We start from the raw sequence: 22,608 nt of genomic DNA, 5'->3' as shown, positions 1-22,608 counted from the left end.
ATTTAGCAGCTATGAGTGATATCCGTAAAGTAGTCTTCGAAGAAAACAAGCTAGAGAAAAAGCTCTGTCGTTTGGTTGGTCAAGCGATCGGAGACTTTGGCATGATCGAGGATGGTGACAAGGTGATGGTTTGCTTGTCAGGCGGTAAAGATAGTTACGCCATGCTCGATATTCTTCTGAAGCTTCGCGAGCGCGCCCCAATTGATTTTGAAATCGTTGCTGTCAATTTGGATCAGAAGCAACCAGGCTTCCCGGCAGAGATTTTGCCGAACTATTTAAAAGCTTTGGGTGTTCAATACCATATTGAAAACCAAGATACCTATAGCATCGTCAAGCGTGTCATTCCAGAAGGTAAAACTACCTGCGGTCTTTGCTCTCGTTTGCGTCGTGGAATTTTGTATCGCGTGGCAGACGAGCTGGGTGCAACAAAGATTGCCTTGGGTCACCACCGTGATGACATCTTAGAAACATTGATGCTGAATATGTTCTTTGCAGGCAAGCTCAAAGGCATGCCGCCAAAGCTACGATCAGATGACGGTAAGCATATTGTGATTCGTCCACTCGCATATGTTCCTGAAAAGTTGCTTGAACGTTATGCGGTTGATATGAACTTCCCCATTATTCCGTGCAATCTATGCGGCAGTCAGCCTAATTTACAGCGTGGCGCCATGAAAGAGATGTTGCGCGAGTGGGAGAAGAAGCATCCAGGGCGCGTCGAGAATCTCTTTCGTTCAATGCACCACATCGTGCCATCCCATTTAATGGATGGCGAGGCCTTTGACTTCAAGAATCTGGAGATTTCTACAGAGCTATCGGGTATTGCCGCAAGATCGGTTGGCGATAAGGCAATTGACGAGACTGAAATCGATGAAATAGCCTGTGGAACACTCATTCAGGGGTCTTATAATCCCTCCATATGAACATCGTTATTTTGGCTGCTGGGCAGGGAAAGCGGATGAAGTCCGCATTACCCAAGGTTCTTCAAACCTTGGCCGGGAAACCCCTTCTCCAGCATGTTCTCAATACAGCCCTAGATTTACAAGGTAAGAGCGCTAAAACTGGCCCCATCGTTGTTATTGGTCACGGCGCAGCCGATGTTAAAGAATTTATTCAAATAGCTAACGAGCAGGATTATCGATTTGGCAAAGTGGGCACTGCATTACAGGCTGAGCAAAAGGGAACAGGCCACGCCTTATTACAAGCCTTGCCTAAGCTCGATGTGAATGAGCCTACTTTGGTTCTGTATGGCGATGTACCTCTGACAAGTAAGAAAACACTCTCTAAATTGGCCAAATTGGCTGATGGTGTGCGTGGCCAAGATTCTGCATTAGCGCTGCTAACCCAAAACTTGAGTAATCCAACGGGCTACGGTCGCATCGTGCGAGATATCGATGGCTCCGTAAAAGAGATTGTTGAAGAAAAAGATGCAACGCATGAGCAAAAGCGTATTCAAGAAATCAATACCGGCATTATGGTGCTGCCAACAAACTCACTGAAGAAATGGTTGAAGGCTTTACGGGCTAGTAATGCTCAAGGTGAATACTACTTAACTGATGTCATTGCGATGGCAGTAAAGGATGGTGTGCCTATTCGCACTGCGCAAGCCGATGCTGAATATGAGACGGTTGGTGTTAACAGTCGTGATCAGTTGGCGGCATTAGAGCGAGTCCATCAGCTCAATCAAGCGAATGTATTAATGGATGCTGGCGTTTCTTTGACCGATCCAGCACGCATCGATATCCGTGGAACGCTGGAGTGCGGTACTGATGTCTTCATTGATGTAGGTTGTGTATTTGAAGGTTGCGTCACTTTGGCCGCCGGCACAAAAGTAGGGCCGTACTGCATCATTCGTAATAGCGTGATTGGTAAGAATGTCACCATTCACCCATACAGCCATATCGACGGAGCTCAGGTTGGGGCAAATTCTCTGATTGGGCCATACGCACGTTTACGACCTGGCGCAGATTTGTCCAATGATGTCCATATTGGCAACTTTGTCGAAGTGAAGAACAGCAAGATTGCCGCTAACAGTAAAGCTAATCACTTGGCCTATGTGGGTGATTCGATTGTGGGCTCTAGAGTTAATATCGGCGCAGGTACGATTACTTGTAACTACGATGGTGTGAATAAGCACCAAACCATTATTGAGGACGATGTATTCATTGGTTCGGATACTCAGTTGGTTGCCCCAGTGCGTGTTGGTCGTGGCGCCACATTGGGTGCGGGCACGACTCTGACTAAGGATGCGCCTCCTAACCAACTTACCGTGTCGCGCGCTAAGCAAATCTCTTTACAGTGGCAACGCCCAGTAAAGAAGGAAAAGAAAGTAGCTGATAAGCAGTTAGCGACAAAGAAAGTAGCCGCCAAAAAATCCGTGAAGGCTAAAAAATAATGTGCGGAATTGTTGGCGCAGCATCGCGCAAGAATATTGTTGAGGTATTGATCGAAGGCCTGCGTCGCCTTGAATATCGTGGCTATGATTCTTGTGGTTTTGCCGTAATTAACGGTGATGATACTAAGCACCCGATTGAGCGCGCTCGTACCACTGCCCGTGTTTCTGAGTTGGCAGAGCAGGGCAAAGATTTTCATGGCACCTTAGGAATTGCGCATACACGCTGGGCAACTCACGGTAAGCCAGATACACAAAATGCACATCCTCATATCTCTGGTGGATTGATTGCTGTTGTTCATAACGGCATTATTGAAAACTACGAATCACTGCGCACTGAGCTGAAATCTGTAGGTTATGTATTTTCCTCAGAGACGGATACTGAAGTGATTGCACATTTAATTCATCAAGCTTATGTAGCTAGCAATCAAGCGGATTTGGTTGCATCAGTTCGTTCTGTATTACCGCGCCTTCATGGTGCTTATGCAATTGGTGTGATTGCACAGGATCGCCCAGATGTTTTGGTCGGGGCGCGCGTTGGCTCTCCACTGGTAGTAGCTCTTGGTGAAAATGAAAACTTCCTCGCATCTGATGCGCTAGCTTTGGCTGGTCGCGCACATTCGATGATGTATCTCGAGGAGGGTGATGTTGCTATTCTCAAGGCGGAGAGTGTTGAGATCATTGATCAAGCGGGCAAGACAGCACAGCGTGAGCAAAAGCCCATGCCTGCTCAGGCTGATTCAGTCGATCTAGGCCCTTATCAGCATTACATGCAAAAAGAAATTTTTGAGCAGCCCAGAGCAATTGGTGACACGCTTGCCAATATTGCTAGTTTTGGACCGGAACTCTTTCATGCCGATCCTGAGCAGTGGAAAAAGTTCGATCAAATTTTGATCTTAGCTTGCGGTACTAGCTACTACTCCGCCTGTGTTGCTAAATACTGGTTAGAGGATTTGGCTGGCATTCCGACCCAAGTTGAGATTGCCAGTGAGTATCGTTATCGCACCACGGTTCCTAATCCAAATACCTTAATTGTGGTGGTTTCTCAGTCCGGCGAGACTGCCGATACTTTGGCGGCATTACGTCACGCACAGTCCTTAGGTCATCAATACACTCTCGCAATTTGTAACGTGGCTTCCAGTGCAATGGTTCGCGAAACAAATTGGAGTTTCTTGACCAAGGCTGGTACCGAGATTGGCGTAGCCTCCACTAAAGCATTTACAACTCAATTAGTTGCGCTTTATCTGTTGGCTGTTTCCTTAGCTAAACGCGCAGGCAAGGTGAGTCCTGAGCAAGAGAAAGAGCTCTTGCGTGACTTGCGCCATTTGCCAAAAGCCTTGCATGCAGTACTCGCACTTGAGCCTCAGATCATGGCTTGGAGTACAGGATTTGCTAAATGTGAAAACGCTTTGTTCCTCGGGCGCGGTATGCATTACCCAATTGCCCTTGAAGGCGCGCTTAAGTTGAAAGAGATTTCGTACATTCATGCTGAGGCCTACCCAGCTGGTGAGTTAAAGCATGGTCCTCTTGCGCTCGTTACTGAAAAGATGCCAGTTGTTACCGTAGCGCCTAAGGATGATTTATTGGAGAAGCTCAAATCCAATATGCAGGAAGTAAAGGCACGAGGCGGTAAGTTATATGTCTTTGCCGACCAAGATACTGAGATTGCTAGTAGCGAAGGCATCAATGTGATTCGCTTGCCTGAGCACTATGGCAATCTATCCCCAATCCTGCACGTTGTTCCATTACAGCTCTTGGCGTATCACACAGCCTGCGCCCTAGGCACTGATGTCGATAAGCCACGTAATCTCGCGAAGAGCGTTACGGTCGAGTAATTCCTCTGGGGTGGATGCATCCTAAACTTTTTGTAGGCGTACTAAACCAGGCGGAAGCGAATTCGCTGGATTTATGCCCTTAAATTTCGTAAGTCCTTGCAATTAGTACGAACTAGTACTAAAATAGTACGTATACAGACTAAATTGAGGTAACTAAATGAATCACCTATCGCTTGTTAAGGAGTTGGTTCAGGCATATCAGGCATTTGAGGGCTATTCTGCGGTGCATATCAAAGAGATGGGTTTAACTATTACCCAGTTCGATATTGTCGCGACTTTGGGCAATCAGCCGCCAATGACTTGCAAGGAGCTGGGCGAGAAGACGCTGGTCTCTAAGGGAACCATGACAGGCGTTCTTGAGCGCCTAGAAGATAAAGGGCTGATAGAAAAGTTGATGAATACTGACGATGGCCGAAGCTATAAGATTGCCCTCTCCAAATCGGGCGATAAGTTATTTAAGAAAGTATTTCCGGAGCATGTTGAGTATCTCGGCAAAGCTTTCGGGAAGCTCGGCAAGAAAGAATTAGAGCAAGCAGTAACGGTGTTAAAAGAAGTTAAAACAATTTTTCAAAGGAAATGATCATGACTAAAGTAGCCGTTGTATTTCATAGTGGTTATGGCCACACAGTTAAACAAGCTGAGGCCCTTGCTAAGGGTGCAAATGGGACATTGATAGCCATTGATGCTGAAGGCAATATCACTGATGCACAGTGGGAAGTTTTAAATAATGCTGATGCCATCGTATTTGGCTCACCAACCTACATGGGTACTGTGAGCTGGCAGTTTAAGAAGTTCGCTGATGCTAGCTCTAAGCAATGGTTTTCACAGCAGTGGAAAGATAAAGTATTTGGCGGCTTCACAAATTCTGCAACGATGAACGGTGATAAGCATTCCACCTTGCATTACTTTTTTACGCTAGCAATGCAGCATTCAGGTGTTTGGGTGGGCACTGGTTTGATGCCCTCCAATTCGAAAGCAGCGAAGCGTGATGATGTGAACTATGTTGGTTCATCTGCTGGCGCAATGATGCAAACACCTTCAGATGCAAGTGCTGATGAAGTGAATGTGGGCGACTTAGAAACTGCACGTCTCTATGGCGAGCGTATTGCAAAGATTGCTGGCGAACTAAAAGCAAAGTAAGAATTTATTTTCTGAAAAATTGGGGGGATGATGAAAAAACTCATTGGCATACAAGGTAATGATCGAGGTCATTGGGTGGGCGATGGCTTTCCAGTGCGTACCTTGTTCTTCTATCAAGATCTGGGAAAGCAAATGAGTCCATTCTTAATGTTGGATTATGCGGGTCCAGCACAGTTCCCCTCAACAACAGATCGTAAGGGTGTGGGCTCACATCCTCATCGCGGTTTTGAAACGGTCACCATTGTGTATGAAGGCGAAGTGGCTCACAAGGATTCCACAGGTCAAGGCGGAGTGATTGGTCCCGGCGATGTGCAGTGGATGACTGCTGGTTCTGGCATCTTGCATGAAGAGTTTCATTCTGAAGACTTTGCCAAAAATGGTGGAACTTTAGAAATGGTGCAATTGTGGGTAAATCTCCCCGCAAAACTCAAAATGACTGAGCCAGGCTACCAAGCCATTTTGGACAAGCAGATTCCAGAAATTGATTTGAATAATGGTGCAGGAAAAGCGCGCATCATTGCTGGGACGTTTGATGGTCATGAGGGGCCTGCGCATACCTTTACCCCTATGAATGTCATTGACCTCAAGTTGAAGAAGGGCTCAACAAGCATTCCTGTGCCTGAGGGCTGGAATACTTCTCTAGTGGTGCTGAAGGGCGCTATTGAAGCAGGTGAAGGTGCAGTGGCTAAAGACGCTCAGATGCTGATGTTTAGTAACCAGGGTCAAGATATTCAAGTCAATGTGCTCGAGGACTCGATTGCCTTGCTGTTGAGTGGTGAGCCGATTAATGAGCCCATCGTTGGGTACGGTCCATTTGTCATGAACACCAAGGAAGAGATTGCTCAGGCAATGCAGGATTTCAATAGCGGCAGCTTTGGAAGAATTGCCCATTAAAAATCAACAGCATCAAAATTCCATTTGACTTCTTTGTTTGGCTGTGTACAAGAAAATAACCAATTAAATCAATATGTTACAAAAAATCACTGGTAAAACTGTGTTCTAATAGCAAGTGAAGAAAAGGATATTTGTCACAACTCATGCTCGGCTCCAAAGATTTCTCTAGTTTGCGTTGGCTTCCGCTTGTTTTTGCGGGATTCCTTTCTGCATGCGCGGTGGGTCCAGACTTCAAACAACCTGATGCTCCAAATACATCAAGATATACAGAGAAGACTCTCTCACAGAAGTTAGCCACTGCACCTGGTGTGCCCGGCGGAACAGATCAAGAGTTTATTGAGGGCGCCGATATTGAGGCTCAATGGTGGGAGTTATTTAAATCTCCAGAGCTCGATGTACTCATTAAAAAAGCCTTGCAGCAAAATCCCAATTTAGGGGCAGCTGATGCTGCGCTACGTGCCAGCCAAGAAAATGTCAGCGCACAAATTGGTGGGCAGTACTTTCCGGCGATTGGTTTGAATGGTGGTACCTCTCGGCAGTTACAGCCAGCCGGTATTTATGGCTTACCGTATGGTTCTGATACCTACAACCTCTACAACGCTTCTGTAAACGTTACCTACAAGCTCGATGTATTTGGTGGTGCTCGCCGCGCAGTTGAAGGTGCGAGAGCGCAAGCGGAGATTGCACAGTTTCAGCTAGAAGGTGCATACCTTTCCCTGACGGCGAATATTGTGACCAGTGCTGTACGTGAAGCTGCTTTACGTGCGCAGATGCAGGCCACAGAAGAAATTCTGAAGGCGCAAACGAATTTGGCTGAAGTAACAGAGAAGCAATTGGTGATTGGTACAGTTTCTCGAGTGGATGTGACATCACAAAGAACTTTAGTTTCTAACTCGCAAGTAGATTTATTTACTTACGAACGCAATCTATCATTTGCACGAAATCAATTAGCGGTATTGGTTGGTGAGTTGCCCAGTAATGCCAACATCACCCAGTTCGACTTGAAGTCTTTGCATTTGCCAGAGAAGCTACCACTCTCCGTGCCATCAAGCTTGGTGCGCCAGCGTCCGGATGTGCGTGCAGCAGAGGCACAACTCAAGGCTACCAATGCTTTGGTGGGAGTAGCCACTGCTAATTTATTGCCGCAATTTAATATTACTGGCGCAATTGGCTCTGCAGCCCTAACTAGTGCAGCCCTCTTTGGGCCAAACGCGACGCTATGGTCGATTGCTGGGGGGATCTTTCAGCCACTCTTTCAGGGTGGGCAGCTATTAGCGCAACGCCGTGGCGCCATGGCCAATTACGAACAAGCAGTTTTTCAATATCAAGCGACTGTGCTCAAAGCATTTCAAGAAGTGGCAGATTCTCTGCGTGCCTTAGAGACCGGAGCTCAGGCATTGAAGTCTGCATCGGATGCAGAGCGCTATGCTTATGAAACGCTAGAGTTGGTCCAGCAGCAATATAAGCTGGGCACCGCCAGCTACTTGGCCGTTCTCTATTATCAAAATCAATACCAAATTGCTAAAGTCAAATCCGTTTCTGCACAAGCAACTCGATTCTCTGACACAGCAGCCTTATTTGCAGCATTGGGTGGTGGTTGGTGGAATCGCACCGGCCCAGCCTTTCAACCAAAAGCCATAGCGAACAAAGATCAAAATGAAACTTCTGGAAACAATTAAAACCAAGGTAACTGCGGCAGTACTTGCCTTGTGGACTTGGATGTGTGCGAAGGCTGTCGAGTGGAAACTTCGCGAGAAGCTCATTGCACTTTGGGAAAAGGTAAAAGGGTTCTGGGTACGTTTGCGCGAACGCTTCATCCGCAGTAAGGCCAATGCCAGGCTGCAATCCATGACGCCTTTGGGTCGACGCATGACAATTATGTTGTGTGGCGTATTTTTGTTATTGGGCTTGATATTTGGATTCAATCAACTCAAGACTTTCATGATTAAGCATTTCATTGCTGGCATGGGTTTACCTCCAGCAACGGTTTCGACGATGGTGGTGGAAACAACAGCATGGCAACCTAAGTTATCTAGTGTTGGTAATGTGCGTGCATTTAGAGGCGTTGAGCTCAGCACTGAAATTGGTGGCCTAGTGCAAAACGTACCCATTAAATCCGGCATGGATGTGAAAGAGGGTGACTTGCTCATTAAATTGAATGACGCCTCTGATGTTGCGCAACTCAATTCTTTAAAAGCATTGGCAGATTTGGCTAAGGTAATAAATGAGCGTGATAGACAACAGTTAGAGATTCAGGCTATTAGTAAGAACGTATTTGATACTAGTAAAGCAGATGCCAAATCTAAGCAGGCTCAGGTAGAACAGCAAACCGCTTTAGTGGCCAAGAAGAATCTAAAAGCCCCCTTCAGTGGTCGTGTTGGTATTGTGATGATCAACCCTGGACAGTTTGTTAACCCGGGCGATAAGTTGCTTACCCTCCAAACCCTAGATCCTATTTTTGTGGACTTTAATCTTCCGCAAAGTAATGCGGAGCAGATTCAGGTCGGACAAGAAATTGTAGTGACGACCGATGCATTTAAGGGCTCAAGCTTTACTGGCAAGGTTACTGCTGTGAGTCCTAAAGTAGATACTAATACCCGCAATATTCAGATTGAGGCTCAGCTGGCTAATCCAGATAAAAAGATTTTGCCCGGCATGTTTGCCAATGTGAATATTAAGTTGGGCGATGAAGTGAAGTTGCTGACGCTACCTCAAACTGCCGTAACTTATAACCCATATGGATCGACAGTCTTTATTGCTAAGCCAACCGGCAAAAAGGATAAGCAGGGTAAGCCTGCGCTTGAGGCGCAACAAGTCTTTGTAACCACTGGTTTAACGCGTGGGGATCAAGTGGCGATTCTCAAAGGGGTTGAAGAGGGGGACACAGTTGTAACTAGTGGCCAGCTTAAGTTGAAGAATGGCACACCACTGATTGTGAATAACAAGGTGTTGCCATCGAATTCACCAAACCCACAGCCACAGGAATAAGTCCTAGATGAATTGGACTGACATATTTATTCGTAGGCCGGTACTCTCGCTGGTAGTGAGTGCACTCGTCTTGGTATTTGGTTTAAGGGCAGTTGGATCTTTGCCAGTTAATCAGTATCCACAAACTCAAAATGCGATCGTTACGATTACAACCGCTTACTATGGCGCTGACCCAGAGACGATTGCAGGGTTTATTACGCAGCCACTAGAGACGGCGATTGCACAGGCTCAAGGTATCGACTATTTGTCTTCGATGAGTGTGAGCGGCCTATCGACTATCACCGCAACTCTCAAGCTCAATTACGACTCCAATGCTGCATTAACGCAGATTCAGACCCAGATTAGTTCGGTGAAGAATCAACTGCCACCCCAAGCTCAGCAGCCTATATTGACTGTGCAAATTGGCCAGTCCACTGCGGCAATGTATATGGGCTTTTATAGCGATGACATTCCGAATAATGCGATTACCGATTACTTGTTACGGGTAGTGAAGCCAAAGCTAGATTCTGTGGACGGTGTTCAGAATGCTGAAATTACTGGTGGCAGAAAATTTGCTCTGCGCGCTTGGCTTGATCGCGAGAAGATGGCAGGGCTTGGTGTGGGTGCGGATGACGTCTACAGTGCTATGGCAGCCAATAACTATTTATCCGCAGTAGGTAGCACTAAAGGGGATATGGTTGCTGTGGATTTGGTGGCAGGCACTGATCTCCATACACTTGATGAGTTCCGTAAACTGGTCGTCAAGAAAGACGGCATCAATATTGTGTACCTTGACCAAGTGGCTACTGTGACCATGGGCTCCGAGGACTACAACACGAATGTCGCATTTAGTGGCAAGCGCTCAGTATTTATTGCTATTAAGGTAGCGCCTCAAGCTAACTTACTCGATGTAGCTGAGCGTGTCCGCGCCGTGGTGCCAGATATTCAGAAGCAGTTACCCACTGGCATGTCGGGCAAGGTGGTTTACGACTCGACTAAATTTATTACAACTTCGATTGATGAGGTAGTTGCAACTCTTCTAGAGGCACTATTGATTGTGACGGTGGTGATCTATCTCTTCCTAGGAAGTGCGCGTGCGGTTGCTGTGCCTGTGATTGCGATGCCACTCTCTTTAATCGGGACATTCTTCTTAATGCAGGTCCTAGGCTACTCCATTAACTTGCTGACATTACTTGCCCTCGTGCTGGCGATTGGCTTAGTCGTCGATGACGCCATTATTGTGGTTGAGAACGTTGACCGTCATATGAAGGAAGGCAAGTCTCCGTTAGAAGCTTCCTTAATCGCTGCGCGTGAGCTGGGCGGTCCTATTTTGGCGATGACCATTGTATTGATCGCGGTATATATCCCAATTGGCTTCCAAGGCGGATTAACTGGCGCACTCTTTACGGAATTTGCCTTTACTTTAGCTAGTGCAGTCGCGGTATCAGGATTGATTGCCTTGACGCTTTCTCCAATGATGTGTTCCCGCATCTTTACTGAAGAGCAAGAAGCCTCATCATTTGTGCAAAAGATTGACCGCATATTTGAAAAGGTCCACCACAGCTATCAAACAACCTTGCGTGAGCTCTTGAGTACCTGGCAAGTGATCATCGTGATGGGTGTCATTTTATTGGGTGGGGTTGCTTATCTCTACGCTACTGCCCACTCTGAATTAGCGCCAACAGAAGATCAGGGCATTGTGCTGATGCAGGCCTCAGGCCCACCGAACAGTACCGTCAATCAGATGCAGACCTACGCTGATCAGATTTATCAAATCTCAGCAGCAGAGCCAGAGTATGAGCAGATGTTCCAGATCACCAGCCCCACTAGTAGCTTTGGTGGCGTATTGCTAAAAGACTGGGATCAACGTAGTCGCAACGCCACCAAGTTTCAAGAGGATATGCAGAGTAAGTGGAATGCGATTGCCGGCGCTCGAGTAGCCGCCTTCCAATTCCCAGCTTTGCCAGGCGCACAGGGCTTGCCTGTTCAGGTAGTGATCAATACTACTGAGTCTTATGAGCAGCTGAATGAAGTGTCTCAAGCGGTACTCGATAAAGCGCGTCGTAGTGGCAACTTCTTCTTCGTAGACTCAGACTTGAAGATTGACAAGCCACAAGACGTATTAGAAATCGATCGTGAGAAAGTCGCTGCGCTGGGCATGACTCAACAGCAAGTAGGTAGCGCACTCTCCGCGGCCTTGGGTGGTGGCTTTGTGAATTACTTCTCTGTTGCCGGCCGCTCCTATCGGGTGATCCCGCAAGTGAAGCAAGTGGATCGCCTCAACCCTGATCAGATCTTGGATTACTACATACGCACTCCAAGTGGGCAGATGATTCAGGCGCGTACGATTGCAACAATTAAGCAAAAAGTAGTTCCACAATCTATTAATCACTTTCAGCAGCTCAACTCTGCAACCATCTCTGGTGTAAGTACGCCGTTTATTTCTCAGGCAGACCTGCTGGAGTTCATGCGTCAAACTTTAAAAGAAGTGGCACCCAATGGTTACACCATGGATTACGCCGGTCCATCCCGTCAGTTCATGGCAGAGTCTGGCGGTTTCTTGGTGACGATGTTCTTTGCGATCTTGATTGTGTTCTTGGTCTTAGCGGCGCAATTTGAAAGCTTCCGCGATCCGATCGTGATTTTGGTTTCAGTGCCGCTCGCCTTATTTGGAGCCTTGATCTTTATTAATTTAGGATTCACCACCTTGAATGTGTATACCCAGGTTGGACTGGTCACACTGATGGGATTAATTAGTAAGCACGGTATTTTGATTGTGGAATTTGCTAATGAGTTACAAGAAGCTGGTCGTAGCAAGTTAGATGCCATCGTAGAAGCGAGTAGCGTGCGTCTACGCCCAATCTTGATGACCACTGCCGCCATGGTATTAGGCGTAGTGCCTTTGGTGATTGCCTCTGGCGCAGGTGCAGCTGGCCGTCAATCTATGGGCATCGTGATTTTTACTGGCCTATCGATTGGCACCTTGTTCACGCTCTTTGTAGTGCCTGCCATGTATTTATTTATTGGCGCTGATCACCATCAGAAAAAATTCAAGCAACAGTAATCTGCTTGTTATGGCGATAAAGAAAAAGGGTGAACTGAGTTCACCCTTTTCTTATTGAACTCTGATCTTATTTAACAATATTGAGTTCTTTTTCAGCTACAACGCTGTATTTGGTTTTTGCTTCTATGCGTTTCATCCATGCATCAATATTGCTTAATTGTGAACGTGGCCCAGTTTTTTCAGGAAAGGTTTGGTGCAGTAATACCCATCGACTGACACATAAGGCTAATGGAATATCTCCAATATTGAATTGCTCACCAGAGCAGTAGGAGTGCATTGCTAAATGCTGATCAAGTAAGGCAAGCAAAGAATCTGCCTCTTGGTAAGACTTTTGAATTAATTCGTAGTTACGATCTGCTTCCGGAGTGCGAGTGAGTCCAAGTAGCGCAACTCTTAGTGGTGGCCACATGGTACTCAACTGCCAGTCCATCCACTTCTCTGATCGATAGTGGGTAGCAATATCACTTGTGAATCGTTTTGACTGATCGTACTGGCGAACCAGATAGCGCAAAATGGTATTAGATTCCCAAAGCACAAGATCACCATCTTGTAGGGTTGGAACCAAACCATTGGGATTAAGCGCTAAGAATTCAGGAGTGCGATTCTTGCCAAAATGAAGGCCGGCATCTATGCGCTCGAAATCTTTGCCCTCCTCTAGCCCTAACTCTGCCAGGCACCACAACACCTTCTGGACATTGATTGAAGTTTTTCTTCCCCACAAACGCATCATGAGAACTCCTATTTAGTTGTATTTAAAGGGGTGTATCTAGCCCCATAAATTTGCTGTGTGCAAATATGAGGGGGTGACTTTCTGGTGTGTGTTTTAGGTTGATCACTTTGGCAACAATGATGTTGTGGTCGCCGCCGGTATGCACTGATACAGTCTCGCATTCAAAGTAAGCACAGCATCCATCGATTTGAGTGAGGCCACTAGCTGCAATTTGATGCGGAATGTTAATGAACTGATTTTCTTTAACGGTTGCAAAGTGCATCGCCATCGCTTCCTGCGAACGCTCTAAGACATGAATAAGTTGTTTGTGACCTACCTCAAAGTGGGGCATTAAACGTGAATGTTTTTTGAGGCTCCACAAAATGAGTGGTGGCTCTAATGAAACGGTATTGAAAGAGCTGATCGTGATGCCGTGTGCGTTCTGGTCGGGATCGAGGCAAGTAATGACTGTGACCCCTGTCGCAAAAGAGGAAAAGCCTTTGCGCAGCTCTTGGGAGGTGAATGGGGTCATCTTGCTTTATCTATTAAGTAATTTGTTTATTTTGTTGCAGCTGGAGTTGGCGCATCAGAAGGAATGCTGGTGCCAGGAATCGGGGTTAGGATTTCATTTTCTTCTGCTTTAACGCATTTGAAACGATATTCCTTGCCTGCCTTAGACAGAAAGCTGGCACCTTGGTAGAAATCATTCTTACAGGCTGTATTAGCAAAATTCATGACATCTTGTGGTGCTGCGCTGGAGGTAATGAGGCGCATATTGCCCATGGACATATTAATTTGGCTTGAGGAGCATCCAGCTAGCGCTAAGCCAGAAATCGTAGTTAATAGTAGAATTTTTTTCATGGACACCTCCATAATCAGCAATGCTCGTTAGGATAAACCTATTAGGCACTTGCTGCGGGGAATGCGGCGTATTTAAAAGGAAGAGACATGTTTAAGGCTATTTTGGTAAATAAAGACGATCAAGGTTATCGGGCTGAGCTTTCTCAGGTTGATGAAGCTAGCTTGCCTGATGGTGATGTCAGGGTGAAGGTGCTCTATTCCACGCTGAATTACAAAGATGGTTTGGCAATTACCGGCAAAGGGCCGGTAGTGCGCAGCTTTCCGATGGTTCCGGGGATTGATTTTGCAGGCGAGGTGTTAGAGAGCGCTAGCCCAGAATTTAAGGTGGGCGATATGGTGCTGCTCAATGGTTGGGGCGTTGGAGAGGGGCATTGGGGTGGTTTGGCGCAGCAAGCACGTGTGAAGTCAGAGTGGCTCATTCCGCTACCAAAAGGTTTTACTGCTAAGCAAGCCTTGGCGATTGGTACTGCAGGTTACACAGCAATGCTGTGTGTGATGGCTTTACAAAAGCATGGCTTGAAGCCGAGTGATGGCGAAGTATTGGTGACTGGTGCTGCTGGTGGGGTGGGAAGTTTCGCCATTACCCTATTAAGCAAATTGGGCTTTACCGTTGTTGCCAGCACTGGACGCATGTCTGAGGCGGATTATTTGAAGAAATTGGGCGCAAGCGAAGTGATCGATCGCGCCGCATTGTCAGCTCCTGGCAAGCCTTTGGCTAAAGAGCGTTGGGCGGCAGTCGTCGATAGCGTTGGTAGTCACACCTTGGCTAATGCCTGTGCACAAACCAAAAGCGACGGTGCAGTTGCTGCTTGCGGACTAGCTCAGGGAATGGATTTTCCCTCGACTGTTGCGCCATTCATTTTGCGTGGCGTGACTTTGTATGGCATTAATAGCGTGACAGTGCCTAAAGCAAAACGTATTGCTGCTTATGAGCAATTGAGTAAGCTGGTGGACCTTAAAACCTTAGAAGAAATCTCTCACGAAATTAGTTTGGAAGATTCCATTAAATATGCGTCAGAGCTGATGGCGGGCAATGTACGCGGCCGCTTAATTGTGGATGTCAATAAATAAGCAATGAATAATGCTTACTGTGGCGCTTGAGGTTTACGTGCCTCTAGTTTTTCCCAGACCTCAAGTTTTTCAGAGTTAGCAAGTTCAGACCAGTTTGCAATCTCCGATAGCGTGCGATAGCAGCCACGGCAAAAACCATTCTCAGGGTTGATGTCGCACCAGTTGATGCAAGGTGATGGAACTGTTGTCAAAGCAAACCTAAAATAGAAAAAGATGAATACTAAAAACCAATCCAGTGATCTTAGTGCTATTCATTATCCCTTAGCCGATGCTTTGCCGGAAGTGGGAAGTTCGATGGAGCTTGCTCCAGGCGTGCGTTGGTTGCGGATGCGTCTACCGTTTGCTTTGGATCACATCAATTTATGGCTGCTACGTGATGAGTTTGAAGGCACTCAGGGTTGGACCATCGTGGATTGTGGGATTGCCAATGAAGAGACTAGAGCGGCTTGGGAGCAGATCTTTGCCACTCAGCTAGAGGGCTTGCTGGTATTACGGGTGATCGTGACCCATATGCATCCAGACCACGTGGGACTCTCTCAGTGGCTTTGTGAAAAATGGAATGCACCACTTTGGATTTCCATGACGGATTATTTAACTGCGCAATGGCTCAGTCATAAGGAAGGTGGCGCTGCAGTTGGTGCGCGTGCTGGTGGGGGTGGTTCTGCAGACCATTTTCAAAGACATGGACTCATTGCACCTGAAGATTTAGAAAAAATTCGGGCGCGATCAAACTACTACAGCAACATGGTTCCGGGTGTGCCAAGGCAGTACCGCCGCATCATCGATGGCGAAATGATATTGATTGGTGGACACGAGTGGCAAGTGATTATGGGATTTGGTCATGCTCCAGAACATGCTTCGCTATTTTGTAAAGATCTAGGTGTGTTGATTTCTGGGGATATGTTGTTACCGCGGATTTCCACTAATGTCAGTGTCTACGATGCGGATCCTGATGCAGACCCTCTCGGTTTATATCTAAGCTCTTTAGATCGATACTTGCCGTTACCTGATGACACTCTAGTGCTCCCATCTCATGGCAAGCCATTTACAGGGATGAAGCCGCGAATTGATCAGTTGAAATTGCACCATGATGAGCGCTTGGCAGAAACGCTCGGGGCATGTAAAAAACCGGCAACTGCTCGAGAGATAGTGCCGGTTTTATTTAAGCGTGAATTAGATATTCACCAAATGACATTTGCCATGGGTGAGGCTATTGCCCATCTGAATTACCTACTTCGTCGAGGAAGGTTGAGTCGCCAGCTTTGCGACGACGGCGTGTTGCGGTTTTGCGTGGTTTAGCAGCTTTTGTTCCGGAGTCTTCGGCAGCTCCACTGGTAGCAGCGGCTGCAGTGGCTGAAACGGCATCACCAAAAGATTTGAGGGCCATCATGGTGGCATGTTGCACCTCTAGGCCCTGAATCGTCGACTTCAAGACATTGAGGTTGAGGTTTAGCCAGTTTTCAACGCTTTTGAGGTCTTTGATGCGCTTTTCAAGCTCATCTGTGTCTAGCCCTGGAAATGCGGAGCCAAACCCCCCAGCAGCCTTAGAGGCGTCTGTAGTGAAAGGGAATTGACCTGGTGTCGATCCGCCTGCTCCCTGACCCCACATGGTTTTCATCATTTCAAGGCTTTGATTGAATTCAGGGATAGTTCCAAACATAGGGCGGGCTCCGGGTCAGATAAAAGTGGCTTATTGCCAATACAATAAGAGATTCTAGAGATTAATCCCGGTTAAGCAATGCAATCTAATGGTTTATCCCAGCCTTACACCCGCGGTCAGGCACTTCCCGAGCTACTGAAGCAGCGCATTCTGATTTTGGATGGCGCTATGGGCACCATGATTCAGCAATACAAGCTGAACGAAGCGGACTATCGCGGATTGCCGGCAAATGCCCGCTTTGAAAATCATCCGGGCGATATCAAGGGCAATAACGAGCTCTTAGTTCTGACGCAACCCCAAATTATTAGCAAGATTCATGAGCAGTATTTAGACGCGGGCGCTGACATTATTGAAACCAACACTTTTGGCGCTACTTCTGTGGCTCAAGAGGATTACAAAATGGCCGGCTTGGCGAGAGAGATGAACGTCATCTCTGCTCAATTGGCGCGCGCTGCATGTGAAAAATACTCTACGCCAGATAAGCCACGCTTTGCGGCTGGTGCAATTGGCCCTACTCCAAAGACAGCGAGTATTTCTCCGGACGTAAATGATCCAGGCGCACGTAATGTGACATTTGATGCGTTGCGCGCTTCTTATCGCGAGCAGATTGAAGGTCTCTTTGAGGGTGGTGTTGATTTATTTTTGGTCGAAACAATCTTCGACACACTCAATGCCAAAGCTGCATTGTTTGCATTAGATGAATTCTTTGAAGAAACGGGTGAACGTTTACCGGTGATGATTTCAGGAACGGTGACAGATGCCTCTGGTCGCATTTTGTCTGGACAAACAGTTGAGGCGTTCTGGAATAGCTTGCGCCACATCAAGCCACTGACCTTTGGCTTGAACTGCGCTTTAGGTGCAGCGCTGATGCGTCCCTATATTGCTGAGCTTGCTCGTATTTGTGATGCCGCTGTATCTTGCTATCCCAATGCTGGTTTACCTAATCCAATGAGTGATACTGGCTTTGATGAAACTCCAGAAATTACCTCTAGCTTGGTTGATGGCTTTGCAAAAGATGGCTTAGTCAATCTCGTGGGCGGTTGCTGTGGCACGACGCCCGATCATATTCGTGCGATTGCAAATGCGGTTGCTAAGCGCAAGCCACGTGCCTTCTACCGTGAGAGCGCGGAGGTGTCGGCATGAGTAAGACAACAAAGACAATGCCGCCGATGAAGCTTTCAGGTTTAGAGCCTTTTAATGTCACTACTGATGTCGGCTTTGTGAATATTGGTGAACGTACAAACGTCACAGGCTCCAAAGCATTTGCGCGCATGATTTTGAATAATCAATTTGATGAAGCGCTAGTAGTTGCGAGACAGCAAGTTGAGAATGGTGCTCAAGTTATTGACATCAATATGGATGAGGCAATGTTAGATTCTGAAGCGGCGATGACGCGCTTCTTGAATTTGATTGCTTCAGAACCGGATATTGCACGTGTACCGATCATGATTGACTCCTCCAAGTGGAGTGTGATCGAAGCCGGCCTGAAATGTATTCAAGGTAAGCCGATTGTGAATTCGATCTCTCTCAAAGAGGGAGAAGAGTCTTTTAGAAAACAGGCGCGACTAATCCGACGTTACGGCGCAGCATCCGTAGTGATGGCATTTGATGAAGTAGGCCAAGCAGATACTTTCAAGCGCAAGACCGAAATCTGCCAGCGTTGCTATCAAATTCTCGTGAATGAGATTGGCTTCCCAGCAGAAGATATTATTTTTGACCCCAATATCTTTGCCATTGCGACGGGTATTGAAGAACATGATAACTATGCGGTAGATTTCATCAACGCTACTCGTTGGATTAAAGAAAATCTGCCGGGCGCGAAAGTGAGTGGCGGCGTCTCTAATGTGAGCTTCTCTTTCCGCGGCAATGATCGCGTTCGAGAAGCGATTCATACGGTGTTCCTGTATCACGCCATTCAGGCGGGCATGGATATGGGCATCGTCAATGCAGGACAGCTCGGCGTATATGCAGACCTAGATCCTGAATTGCGTGAGCGCGTCGAAGATGTGGTGCTAAACCGTTTTAAAGAAAAAGATGGCAAGACTCCGACGGAGCGCTTGCTCGATATTGCCGACCAATTTAAGGGTGGAGGCGCAAAGCAAGTAGAGAACTTGGTCTGGCGCGAATCCCCGGTGCGTGAGCGTTTAACCCATGCATTGGTACATGGCATCACCACCTTTATTGAAGAAGATACTGAAGAGTTGCGTGCGCAAATTATGGGTGCAGGCGGTCGTCCAATCGAGGTGATTGAAGGCCCTTTGATGGATGGCATGAACGTCGTGGGCGACTTATTTGGTGCTGGCAAGATGTTCCTACCCCAGGTGGTCAAGAGTGCGCGAGTAATGAAGCAGGCGGTTGCGATTTTGATCCCGTACATTGAAGAAGAAAAACGTTTACATATTGCCTCTGGTGGCGAAGCCAAAGCCAAGGGCAAGATTGTGATGGCGACTGTTAAGGGTGACGTACACGATATTGGTAAAAATATTGTGACGGTAGTGCTGCAATGTAATAACTTTGAAGTTGCCAATATGGGTGTGATGGTACCTTGCGCAGAAATCCTCAAGCGCGCCAAAGAAGAAAAAGCAGATATTGTTGGTCTTTCTGGCTTAATCACTCCGTCCTTGGAAGAGATGACCTACGTTGCTCAAGAGATGCAGCGTGATGACTATTTCCGTGAACGTCAAATTCCATTGATGATTGGTGGTGCAACTACTTCACGCGTTCATACTGCAGTGAAGATTGCACCGCATTACGATGGCCCGGTAGTTTATGTGCCTGACGCTTCCCGCTCTGTATCGGTGGCATCGAGCTTACTATCCGATGAGAGTGCTAAGAAATTTATTCAAGATTTGCGCGATGACTATGTACGTATTCGTGAGCAACATGCCAACAAGAAAGCATCGCCAACCATCTCTTTAGAAGCTGCGCGCAAGAATCGCGAGCTGATTGATTGGGCTAATTATGTGCCTGAGAAGCCCAAGTTTATTGGGCGTCGTGTTTTCAAGAATTTCTCTCTCAGTGATATTGCCAAATATATTGACTGGACACCATTCTTTCAAACTTGGGATTTAGCTGGTAAGTTCCCAGCAATCTTGGACGATGAAATCGTTGGCGTAGAGGCTCGTAAAGTATTTGAAGATGGCAAGGCACTACTGGATAAATTAATCAAAGGTCAGTGGTTGCAAGCAGACGCTGTAGTGGCCTTCTATCCAGCAAACACAATAGGTGATGACATTGTCTTGTATAGCGATGAATCTCGTGAGCATCCAGTGTTTGTTTGGCATAACCTGCGCCAGCAGGCTGAGCGCCCAGTAATAGATGGTGTTCGTCGACCTAATCGTTGCTTGGCAGATTATGTAGCGCCAAAAGATTCCAATGTGGCTGATTACCTTGGCTGCTTTGCTGTGACGACTGGTCACGGCGTTGAGAAAAAAGTGGCTGAGTTTCATGCGAAGCATGATGATTACAGCGCAATCATGTTGCAATCCTTGGCTGATCGTTTAGCGGAAGCATTTGCAGAATTAATGCACCACCGTGTTCGTACGGACCTATGGGGTTATGCAACTGACGAGATTTTGACGAATGATCAAATGATCAATGAGGAATACCGCGGTATCCGTCCAGCCCCTGGTTATCCTGCTTGTCCTGCTCATGAAGTTAAAAAAGACTTATTGCGCGTCATTGGTTCAGAAGATATTGGTATGACCTTGACTGAGTCGATGGCCATGAATCCGGCCTCCAGTGTCAGCGGCTTTTATCTGGCCCACCCAGATGCGCGTTATTTCAACGTTGGTAAGCTTTCTGCGGATCAGATTGAAGATCTTGCTAAGCGTCGCAACGAGTCAGTTGAAGATATCCGTCGCCAGCTGGCAAGCTCAATAGACTAGATTAGATTTGGCTGGTGTGGAGTAGTGTGGGGTGAAGTGCTTAAACGCCCCACATCACCGGCTCATCTTTGGCTTTAGCCTGTTTCATGAGCTCTAGGAAGGGGTAGGCACGCTGCCCCAGCCTGTCTGCAAGCTTCGGTTTCTCAGCATTTTCTGGGTCGGCAGTATTGCTTTTAGCTCGCTCTTCCAAATCTTTCAGAATGGCGGTTTCTAGGGCGATGATGAGGGCTGGCAGTTGCTCAACCGTCAAAATACCTCTGGGCTCTAATGGGCGACCCAAAATTTCAAAGATTCGCTGGGTCAGATCAGCCAGCATGATGACGTCAGGACCCGCTTTGGAGCGAAATTGATAGATCATTTCGATAGCTTACCACCTGATAAACTCACTTATCTATGTTGTTAACTAATAAAAATCGTTTAATTGAGATGCTCGGTGTGGCCCTGCAAGGTTTGGCTCAGGAGCGTGGCTTGGGCGATGCCCCGGCACCTCGTTTAGAGCGCCCTAAGGCTGTAGACCATGGCGATGTCGCTTGTAATATTGCCCTCCAACTCTCCAAGGCTTGGAAGCTAAATCCCAGGGAATTAGCGCAAGCACTGGTTGAGCGTCTGGAGCAGCAACCCGGCTATGCCGATCTCATTGCCTCTTGCGAAATCGCAGGGCCTGGTTTTATTAACTTTCGCCTGAGCAACGCCGCTAAAACTGCCGTGGTGCAAGAGATTCTCACGGCGGGAGCCCAGTTTGGTCAGTTGGCTCCAGAAGCAGCACCTGTCTCTAGTGCCATGATTGAGTTTGTGTCTGCCAATCCTACTGGCCCCCTCCACGTTGGCCATGGCCGTCAAGCTGCGTTAGGTGATGCGCTGGCAAACCTATTGGCAACTCAGGGCATTAAGGTGCACCGCGAGTTCTATTACAACGATGCTGGAGTACAGATCGCTAATTTGGCGCTCTCTGTGCAGGCCAGATTAAATGGGCTTAAACCGGGCGATGCCGCTTGGCCAGAGAGCGCTTATAACGGTGAGTACATTGCAGAGATTGCGATTGCTTTTAAGGCTTCCTCTGAATATCAAGATGATCTTGAAGCTATTCGTCAATTTGCTGTGGCGTATTTACGTAATGAACAAGATATCGATCTGAAAACATTTGGTGTGAAGTTTGATTGCTACTACCTAGAATCTTCCTTGTATACCGACGGTAGTGTTGCCAAGATTGTTGAAGAGTTGCAGGATATTGGTAAGACCTACGAATCTGAAGGTGCACTTTGGCTAAAGACAACGGATGATGGTGACGATAAAGATCGCGTTATGCGTAAGTCCGATGGCAGTTTTACTTACTTTGTGCCTGATGTCGCTTATCACACCAGTAAATGGAATCGTGGCTTTGAAAAAGTGATTAACGTCCAAGGCAGTGATCACCATGGCACGATCGCCCGTGTACGTTCAGGCTTGCAGGGCGTAGCGCAGAAGCGCGGTTGGAATATTCCAAAAACCTACCCGGACTATGTATTGCATAAGATGGTGACAGTTATGCGCCATGGTGAAGAGGTCAAAATTTCTAAGCGTGCAGGCTCTTATGTGACTGTACGTGACTTAGTTGAGTGGTCTGGTGGTGTTACGCCAGAAATGACAGCTGATGAGCGCGAGCTTGCGCTACAGCGCGGACGTGATGCGGTACGTTTTTTCCTCATCTCCCGCAAAGCTGATACTGAATTTGTATTTGATGTTGATTTAGCATTGCAGCAAAATGACGAGAACCCCGTGTTCTACGTGCAATACGCCCATGCGCGTATTTGCTCTATCTTGACTCAGTGGGGTGGGCAGGTTTCTGACCTGAAGGGTGCGGATCTTTCTCTTTTACAAAGCAAGGCTTCAGATCATCTCTTGCGTCGTTTGGCTGAATATCCAGAAATGCTCACGGATGCAGCTGCGGATTTATCGCCACATGCTTTAGCCTTCTACTTACGTGATTTAGCTGGAGACTTCCATACTTTTTATAATGCAGATCGCGTTCTGGTGGATGATCCTGCTTTGAAATTGGCTCGTCTGGCATTACTTTCGGCAACGCGCCAGGTGCTTGAAAATGGATTAAAAGTATTAGGTGTTTCAGCACCCGCTAAGATGTAGGCTGTATCAA

General features: G+C 47.1%; 20 protein-coding genes. 14 read left to right on the top strand and 6 right to left on the bottom strand.

The genetic code is table 11. The features are described 5' to 3' along the window. Positions 1–11: 11 nt before the first annotated feature. The 9 genes from ttcA to AOC19_RS08835 all read left to right on the top strand — a co-directional run bounded on the left by ttcA (position 12) and on the right by AOC19_RS08835 (position 12,289). Positions 12–920, top strand: a complete 909-nt coding sequence (gene ttcA / locus AOC19_RS08875; protein WP_215376181.1) for a tRNA 2-thiocytidine(32) synthetase TtcA — start codon at positions 12–14, stop codon at positions 918–920. Next, positions 917–2,392, top strand: coding sequence for a bifunctional UDP-N-acetylglucosamine diphosphorylase/glucosamine-1-phosphate N-acetyltransferase GlmU (gene glmU / locus AOC19_RS08870; protein ID WP_215376178.1), 1,476 nt, complete (start codon positions 917–919; stop codon positions 2,390–2,392). Before ttcA ends, glmU begins: the two co-directional genes overlap by 4 nt. Beyond that, the gene (glmS, locus tag AOC19_RS08865; RefSeq protein WP_215376175.1) at positions 2,392–4,224 is read left to right on the top strand and encodes a glutamine--fructose-6-phosphate transaminase (isomerizing); all 1,833 of its coding nucleotides are present in this window, start codon (positions 2,392–2,394) and stop codon (positions 4,222–4,224) included. The genes glmU and glmS overlap by 1 nt, the downstream gene beginning before the upstream one ends. A 157-nt stretch (positions 4,225–4,381) precedes the next feature. Beyond that, positions 4,382–4,804: a MarR family winged helix-turn-helix transcriptional regulator gene (locus tag AOC19_RS08860; protein WP_215376172.1), complete on the top strand. Its 423-nt coding sequence runs from the start codon at positions 4,382–4,384 to the stop codon at positions 4,802–4,804. Between the two features lie 2 nt (positions 4,805–4,806). Continuing rightward, entirely contained in the window at positions 4,807–5,364 is a 558-nt protein-coding gene (locus tag AOC19_RS08855) for a flavodoxin family protein (RefSeq protein WP_215376170.1), read from the top strand. Between the two features lie 30 nt (positions 5,365–5,394). Next, positions 5,395–6,258 (top strand): pirin family protein, encoded by an 864-nt coding sequence (locus AOC19_RS08850; RefSeq protein ID WP_215378278.1) that lies wholly within the window; start codon positions 5,395–5,397, stop codon positions 6,256–6,258. A 131-nt stretch (positions 6,259–6,389) separates the two neighbouring features. Continuing rightward, complete coding sequence (locus tag AOC19_RS08845; RefSeq protein ID WP_251368022.1) at positions 6,390–7,937, top strand: efflux transporter outer membrane subunit; 1,548 nt, start codon at positions 6,390–6,392, stop codon at positions 7,935–7,937. A 169-nt stretch (positions 7,938–8,106) separates the two neighbouring features. Continuing rightward, positions 8,107–9,246 carry an efflux RND transporter periplasmic adaptor subunit gene (locus tag AOC19_RS08840; protein WP_215378271.1) on the top strand — a complete coding sequence of 380 codons (1,140 nt, stop codon included), beginning with the start codon at positions 8,107–8,109 and terminating at the stop codon, positions 9,244–9,246. A 7-nt stretch (positions 9,247–9,253) separates the two neighbouring features. Next, positions 9,254–12,289 carry an efflux RND transporter permease subunit gene (locus AOC19_RS08835; RefSeq protein ID WP_215376167.1) on the top strand — a complete coding sequence of 1,012 codons (3,036 nt, stop codon included), beginning with the start codon at positions 9,254–9,256 and terminating at the stop codon, positions 12,287–12,289. 67 nt (positions 12,290–12,356) lie between these two features. Here AOC19_RS08835 and AOC19_RS08830 read toward each other — a convergent pair whose 3' ends face one another. The 3 genes from AOC19_RS08830 to AOC19_RS08820 are packed head-to-tail and all read right to left on the bottom strand — an operon-like array spanning position 12,357 to position 13,859. Beyond that, positions 12,357–13,019, bottom strand: coding sequence for a glutathione S-transferase family protein (locus AOC19_RS08830; RefSeq protein ID WP_215376164.1), 663 nt, complete (start codon positions 13,017–13,019; stop codon positions 12,357–12,359). A 22-nt stretch (positions 13,020–13,041) separates the two neighbouring features. Beyond that, positions 13,042–13,530, bottom strand: a complete 489-nt coding sequence (locus AOC19_RS08825) for a flavin reductase family protein (protein WP_215376161.1) — start codon at positions 13,528–13,530, stop codon at positions 13,042–13,044. Positions 13,531–13,556: 26 nt separating this feature from the next. After that, the gene (locus AOC19_RS08820; RefSeq protein WP_215376158.1) at positions 13,557–13,859 is read right to left on the bottom strand and encodes a hypothetical protein; all 303 of its coding nucleotides are present in this window, start codon (positions 13,857–13,859) and stop codon (positions 13,557–13,559) included. An 87-nt stretch (positions 13,860–13,946) separates the two neighbouring features. On the opposite strand from AOC19_RS08820, the gene acuI reads away from it, so the two are divergent. After that, a complete protein-coding gene (gene acuI, locus AOC19_RS08815) occupies positions 13,947–14,930 on the top strand; it encodes an acrylyl-CoA reductase (NADPH) (RefSeq protein ID WP_215376155.1) in 984 nt (327 codons plus the stop codon). A gap of 14 nt (positions 14,931–14,944) precedes the next feature. Here the strand turns inward: acuI and AOC19_RS08810 are convergent, their stop codons facing one another. Continuing rightward, positions 14,945–15,121 carry a DUF1289 domain-containing protein gene (locus AOC19_RS08810; protein WP_215376152.1) on the bottom strand — a complete coding sequence of 59 codons (177 nt, stop codon included), beginning with the start codon at positions 15,119–15,121 and terminating at the stop codon, positions 14,945–14,947. Positions 15,122–15,143: 22 nt separating this feature from the next. Between AOC19_RS08810 and AOC19_RS08805 the strand changes: the two genes are divergently transcribed. Continuing rightward, positions 15,144–16,229 carry an MBL fold metallo-hydrolase gene (locus tag AOC19_RS08805; protein WP_215376149.1) on the top strand — a complete coding sequence of 362 codons (1,086 nt, stop codon included), beginning with the start codon at positions 15,144–15,146 and terminating at the stop codon, positions 16,227–16,229. Here the strand turns inward: AOC19_RS08805 and AOC19_RS08800 are convergent. Next, positions 16,141–16,590 (bottom strand): PhaM family polyhydroxyalkanoate granule multifunctional regulatory protein, encoded by a 450-nt coding sequence (locus tag AOC19_RS08800; RefSeq protein WP_215376146.1) that lies wholly within the window; start codon positions 16,588–16,590, stop codon positions 16,141–16,143. The genes AOC19_RS08805 and AOC19_RS08800 overlap by 89 nt on opposite strands. Positions 16,591–16,668: 78 nt before the next feature. Here AOC19_RS08800 and AOC19_RS08795 point away from each other — a divergent pair, with 78 nt between their 5' ends. Next, the gene (locus tag AOC19_RS08795) at positions 16,669–17,733 is read left to right on the top strand and encodes a homocysteine S-methyltransferase family protein (RefSeq protein ID WP_215376144.1); all 1,065 of its coding nucleotides are present in this window, start codon (positions 16,669–16,671) and stop codon (positions 17,731–17,733) included. Continuing rightward, positions 17,730–20,477 carry a methionine synthase gene (metH, locus tag AOC19_RS08790; RefSeq protein WP_215376141.1) on the top strand — a complete coding sequence of 916 codons (2,748 nt, stop codon included), beginning with the start codon at positions 17,730–17,732 and terminating at the stop codon, positions 20,475–20,477. The genes AOC19_RS08795 and metH overlap by 4 nt, the downstream gene beginning before the upstream one ends. A 40-nt stretch (positions 20,478–20,517) precedes the next feature. On the opposite strand, the gene AOC19_RS08785 is transcribed toward metH, so the two are convergent. Continuing rightward, on the bottom strand, positions 20,518–20,835 hold the full coding sequence (locus tag AOC19_RS08785; protein ID WP_215376139.1) for a DUF1840 domain-containing protein: 318 nt from the start codon (positions 20,833–20,835) through the stop codon (positions 20,518–20,520). 35 nt (positions 20,836–20,870) lie between these two features. Between AOC19_RS08785 and argS the strand changes: the two genes are divergently transcribed. Next, positions 20,871–22,598 (top strand): arginine--tRNA ligase, encoded by a 1,728-nt coding sequence (gene argS, locus AOC19_RS08780; protein ID WP_215376136.1) that lies wholly within the window; start codon positions 20,871–20,873, stop codon positions 22,596–22,598. Positions 22,599–22,608 lie beyond the last annotated feature (10 nt).

The sequence above is a fragment of the Polynucleobacter asymbioticus genome (assembly GCF_018687575.1).
GTDB classification, from domain to species: domain Bacteria; phylum Pseudomonadota; class Gammaproteobacteria; order Burkholderiales; family Burkholderiaceae; genus Polynucleobacter; species Polynucleobacter asymbioticus_C.
The sequence above is the reverse complement of the archived record's forward strand: the minus strand, read 5'-3'. Positions and strand labels throughout refer to the sequence as shown.

Excerpts from the sequence above, each read along its gene's own strand:
- ttcA (WP_215376181.1), top strand. The coding sequence starts at position 12 with ATGAGTGATATCCGTAAAGTAGTCTTCGAAGAAAACAAGCTAGAGAAA.
- glmU (WP_215376178.1), top strand. The coding sequence starts at position 917 with ATGAACATCGTTATTTTGGCTGCTGGGCAGGGAAAGCGGATGAAGTCC.
- glmS (WP_215376175.1), top strand. The coding sequence starts at position 2,392 with ATGTGCGGAATTGTTGGCGCAGCATCGCGCAAGAATATTGTTGAGGTA.
- AOC19_RS08860 (WP_215376172.1), top strand. The coding sequence starts at position 4,382 with ATGAATCACCTATCGCTTGTTAAGGAGTTGGTTCAGGCATATCAGGCA.
- AOC19_RS08855 (WP_215376170.1), top strand. The coding sequence starts at position 4,807 with ATGACTAAAGTAGCCGTTGTATTTCATAGTGGTTATGGCCACACAGTT.
- AOC19_RS08850 (WP_215378278.1), top strand. The coding sequence starts at position 5,395 with ATGAAAAAACTCATTGGCATACAAGGTAATGATCGAGGTCATTGGGTG.
- AOC19_RS08840 (WP_215378271.1), top strand. The coding sequence starts at position 8,107 with ATGACGCCTTTGGGTCGACGCATGACAATTATGTTGTGTGGCGTATTT.
- AOC19_RS08835 (WP_215376167.1), top strand. The coding sequence starts at position 9,254 with ATGAATTGGACTGACATATTTATTCGTAGGCCGGTACTCTCGCTGGTA.
- AOC19_RS08830 (WP_215376164.1), bottom strand. The coding sequence starts at position 13,019 with ATGATGCGTTTGTGGGGAAGAAAAACTTCAATCAATGTCCAGAAGGTG.
- AOC19_RS08825 (WP_215376161.1), bottom strand. The coding sequence starts at position 13,530 with ATGACCCCATTCACCTCCCAAGAGCTGCGCAAAGGCTTTTCCTCTTTT.
- AOC19_RS08820 (WP_215376158.1), bottom strand. The coding sequence starts at position 13,859 with ATGAAAAAAATTCTACTATTAACTACGATTTCTGGCTTAGCGCTAGCT.
- acuI (WP_215376155.1), top strand. The coding sequence starts at position 13,947 with ATGTTTAAGGCTATTTTGGTAAATAAAGACGATCAAGGTTATCGGGCT.
- AOC19_RS08805 (WP_215376149.1), top strand. The coding sequence starts at position 15,144 with ATGAATACTAAAAACCAATCCAGTGATCTTAGTGCTATTCATTATCCC.
- AOC19_RS08800 (WP_215376146.1), bottom strand. The coding sequence starts at position 16,590 with ATGTTTGGAACTATCCCTGAATTCAATCAAAGCCTTGAAATGATGAAA.
- AOC19_RS08795 (WP_215376144.1), top strand. The coding sequence starts at position 16,669 with ATGCAATCTAATGGTTTATCCCAGCCTTACACCCGCGGTCAGGCACTT.
- metH (WP_215376141.1), top strand. The coding sequence starts at position 17,730 with ATGAGTAAGACAACAAAGACAATGCCGCCGATGAAGCTTTCAGGTTTA.
- AOC19_RS08785 (WP_215376139.1), bottom strand. The coding sequence starts at position 20,835 with ATGATCTATCAATTTCGCTCCAAAGCGGGTCCTGACGTCATCATGCTG.
- argS (WP_215376136.1), top strand. The coding sequence starts at position 20,871 with ATGTTGTTAACTAATAAAAATCGTTTAATTGAGATGCTCGGTGTGGCC.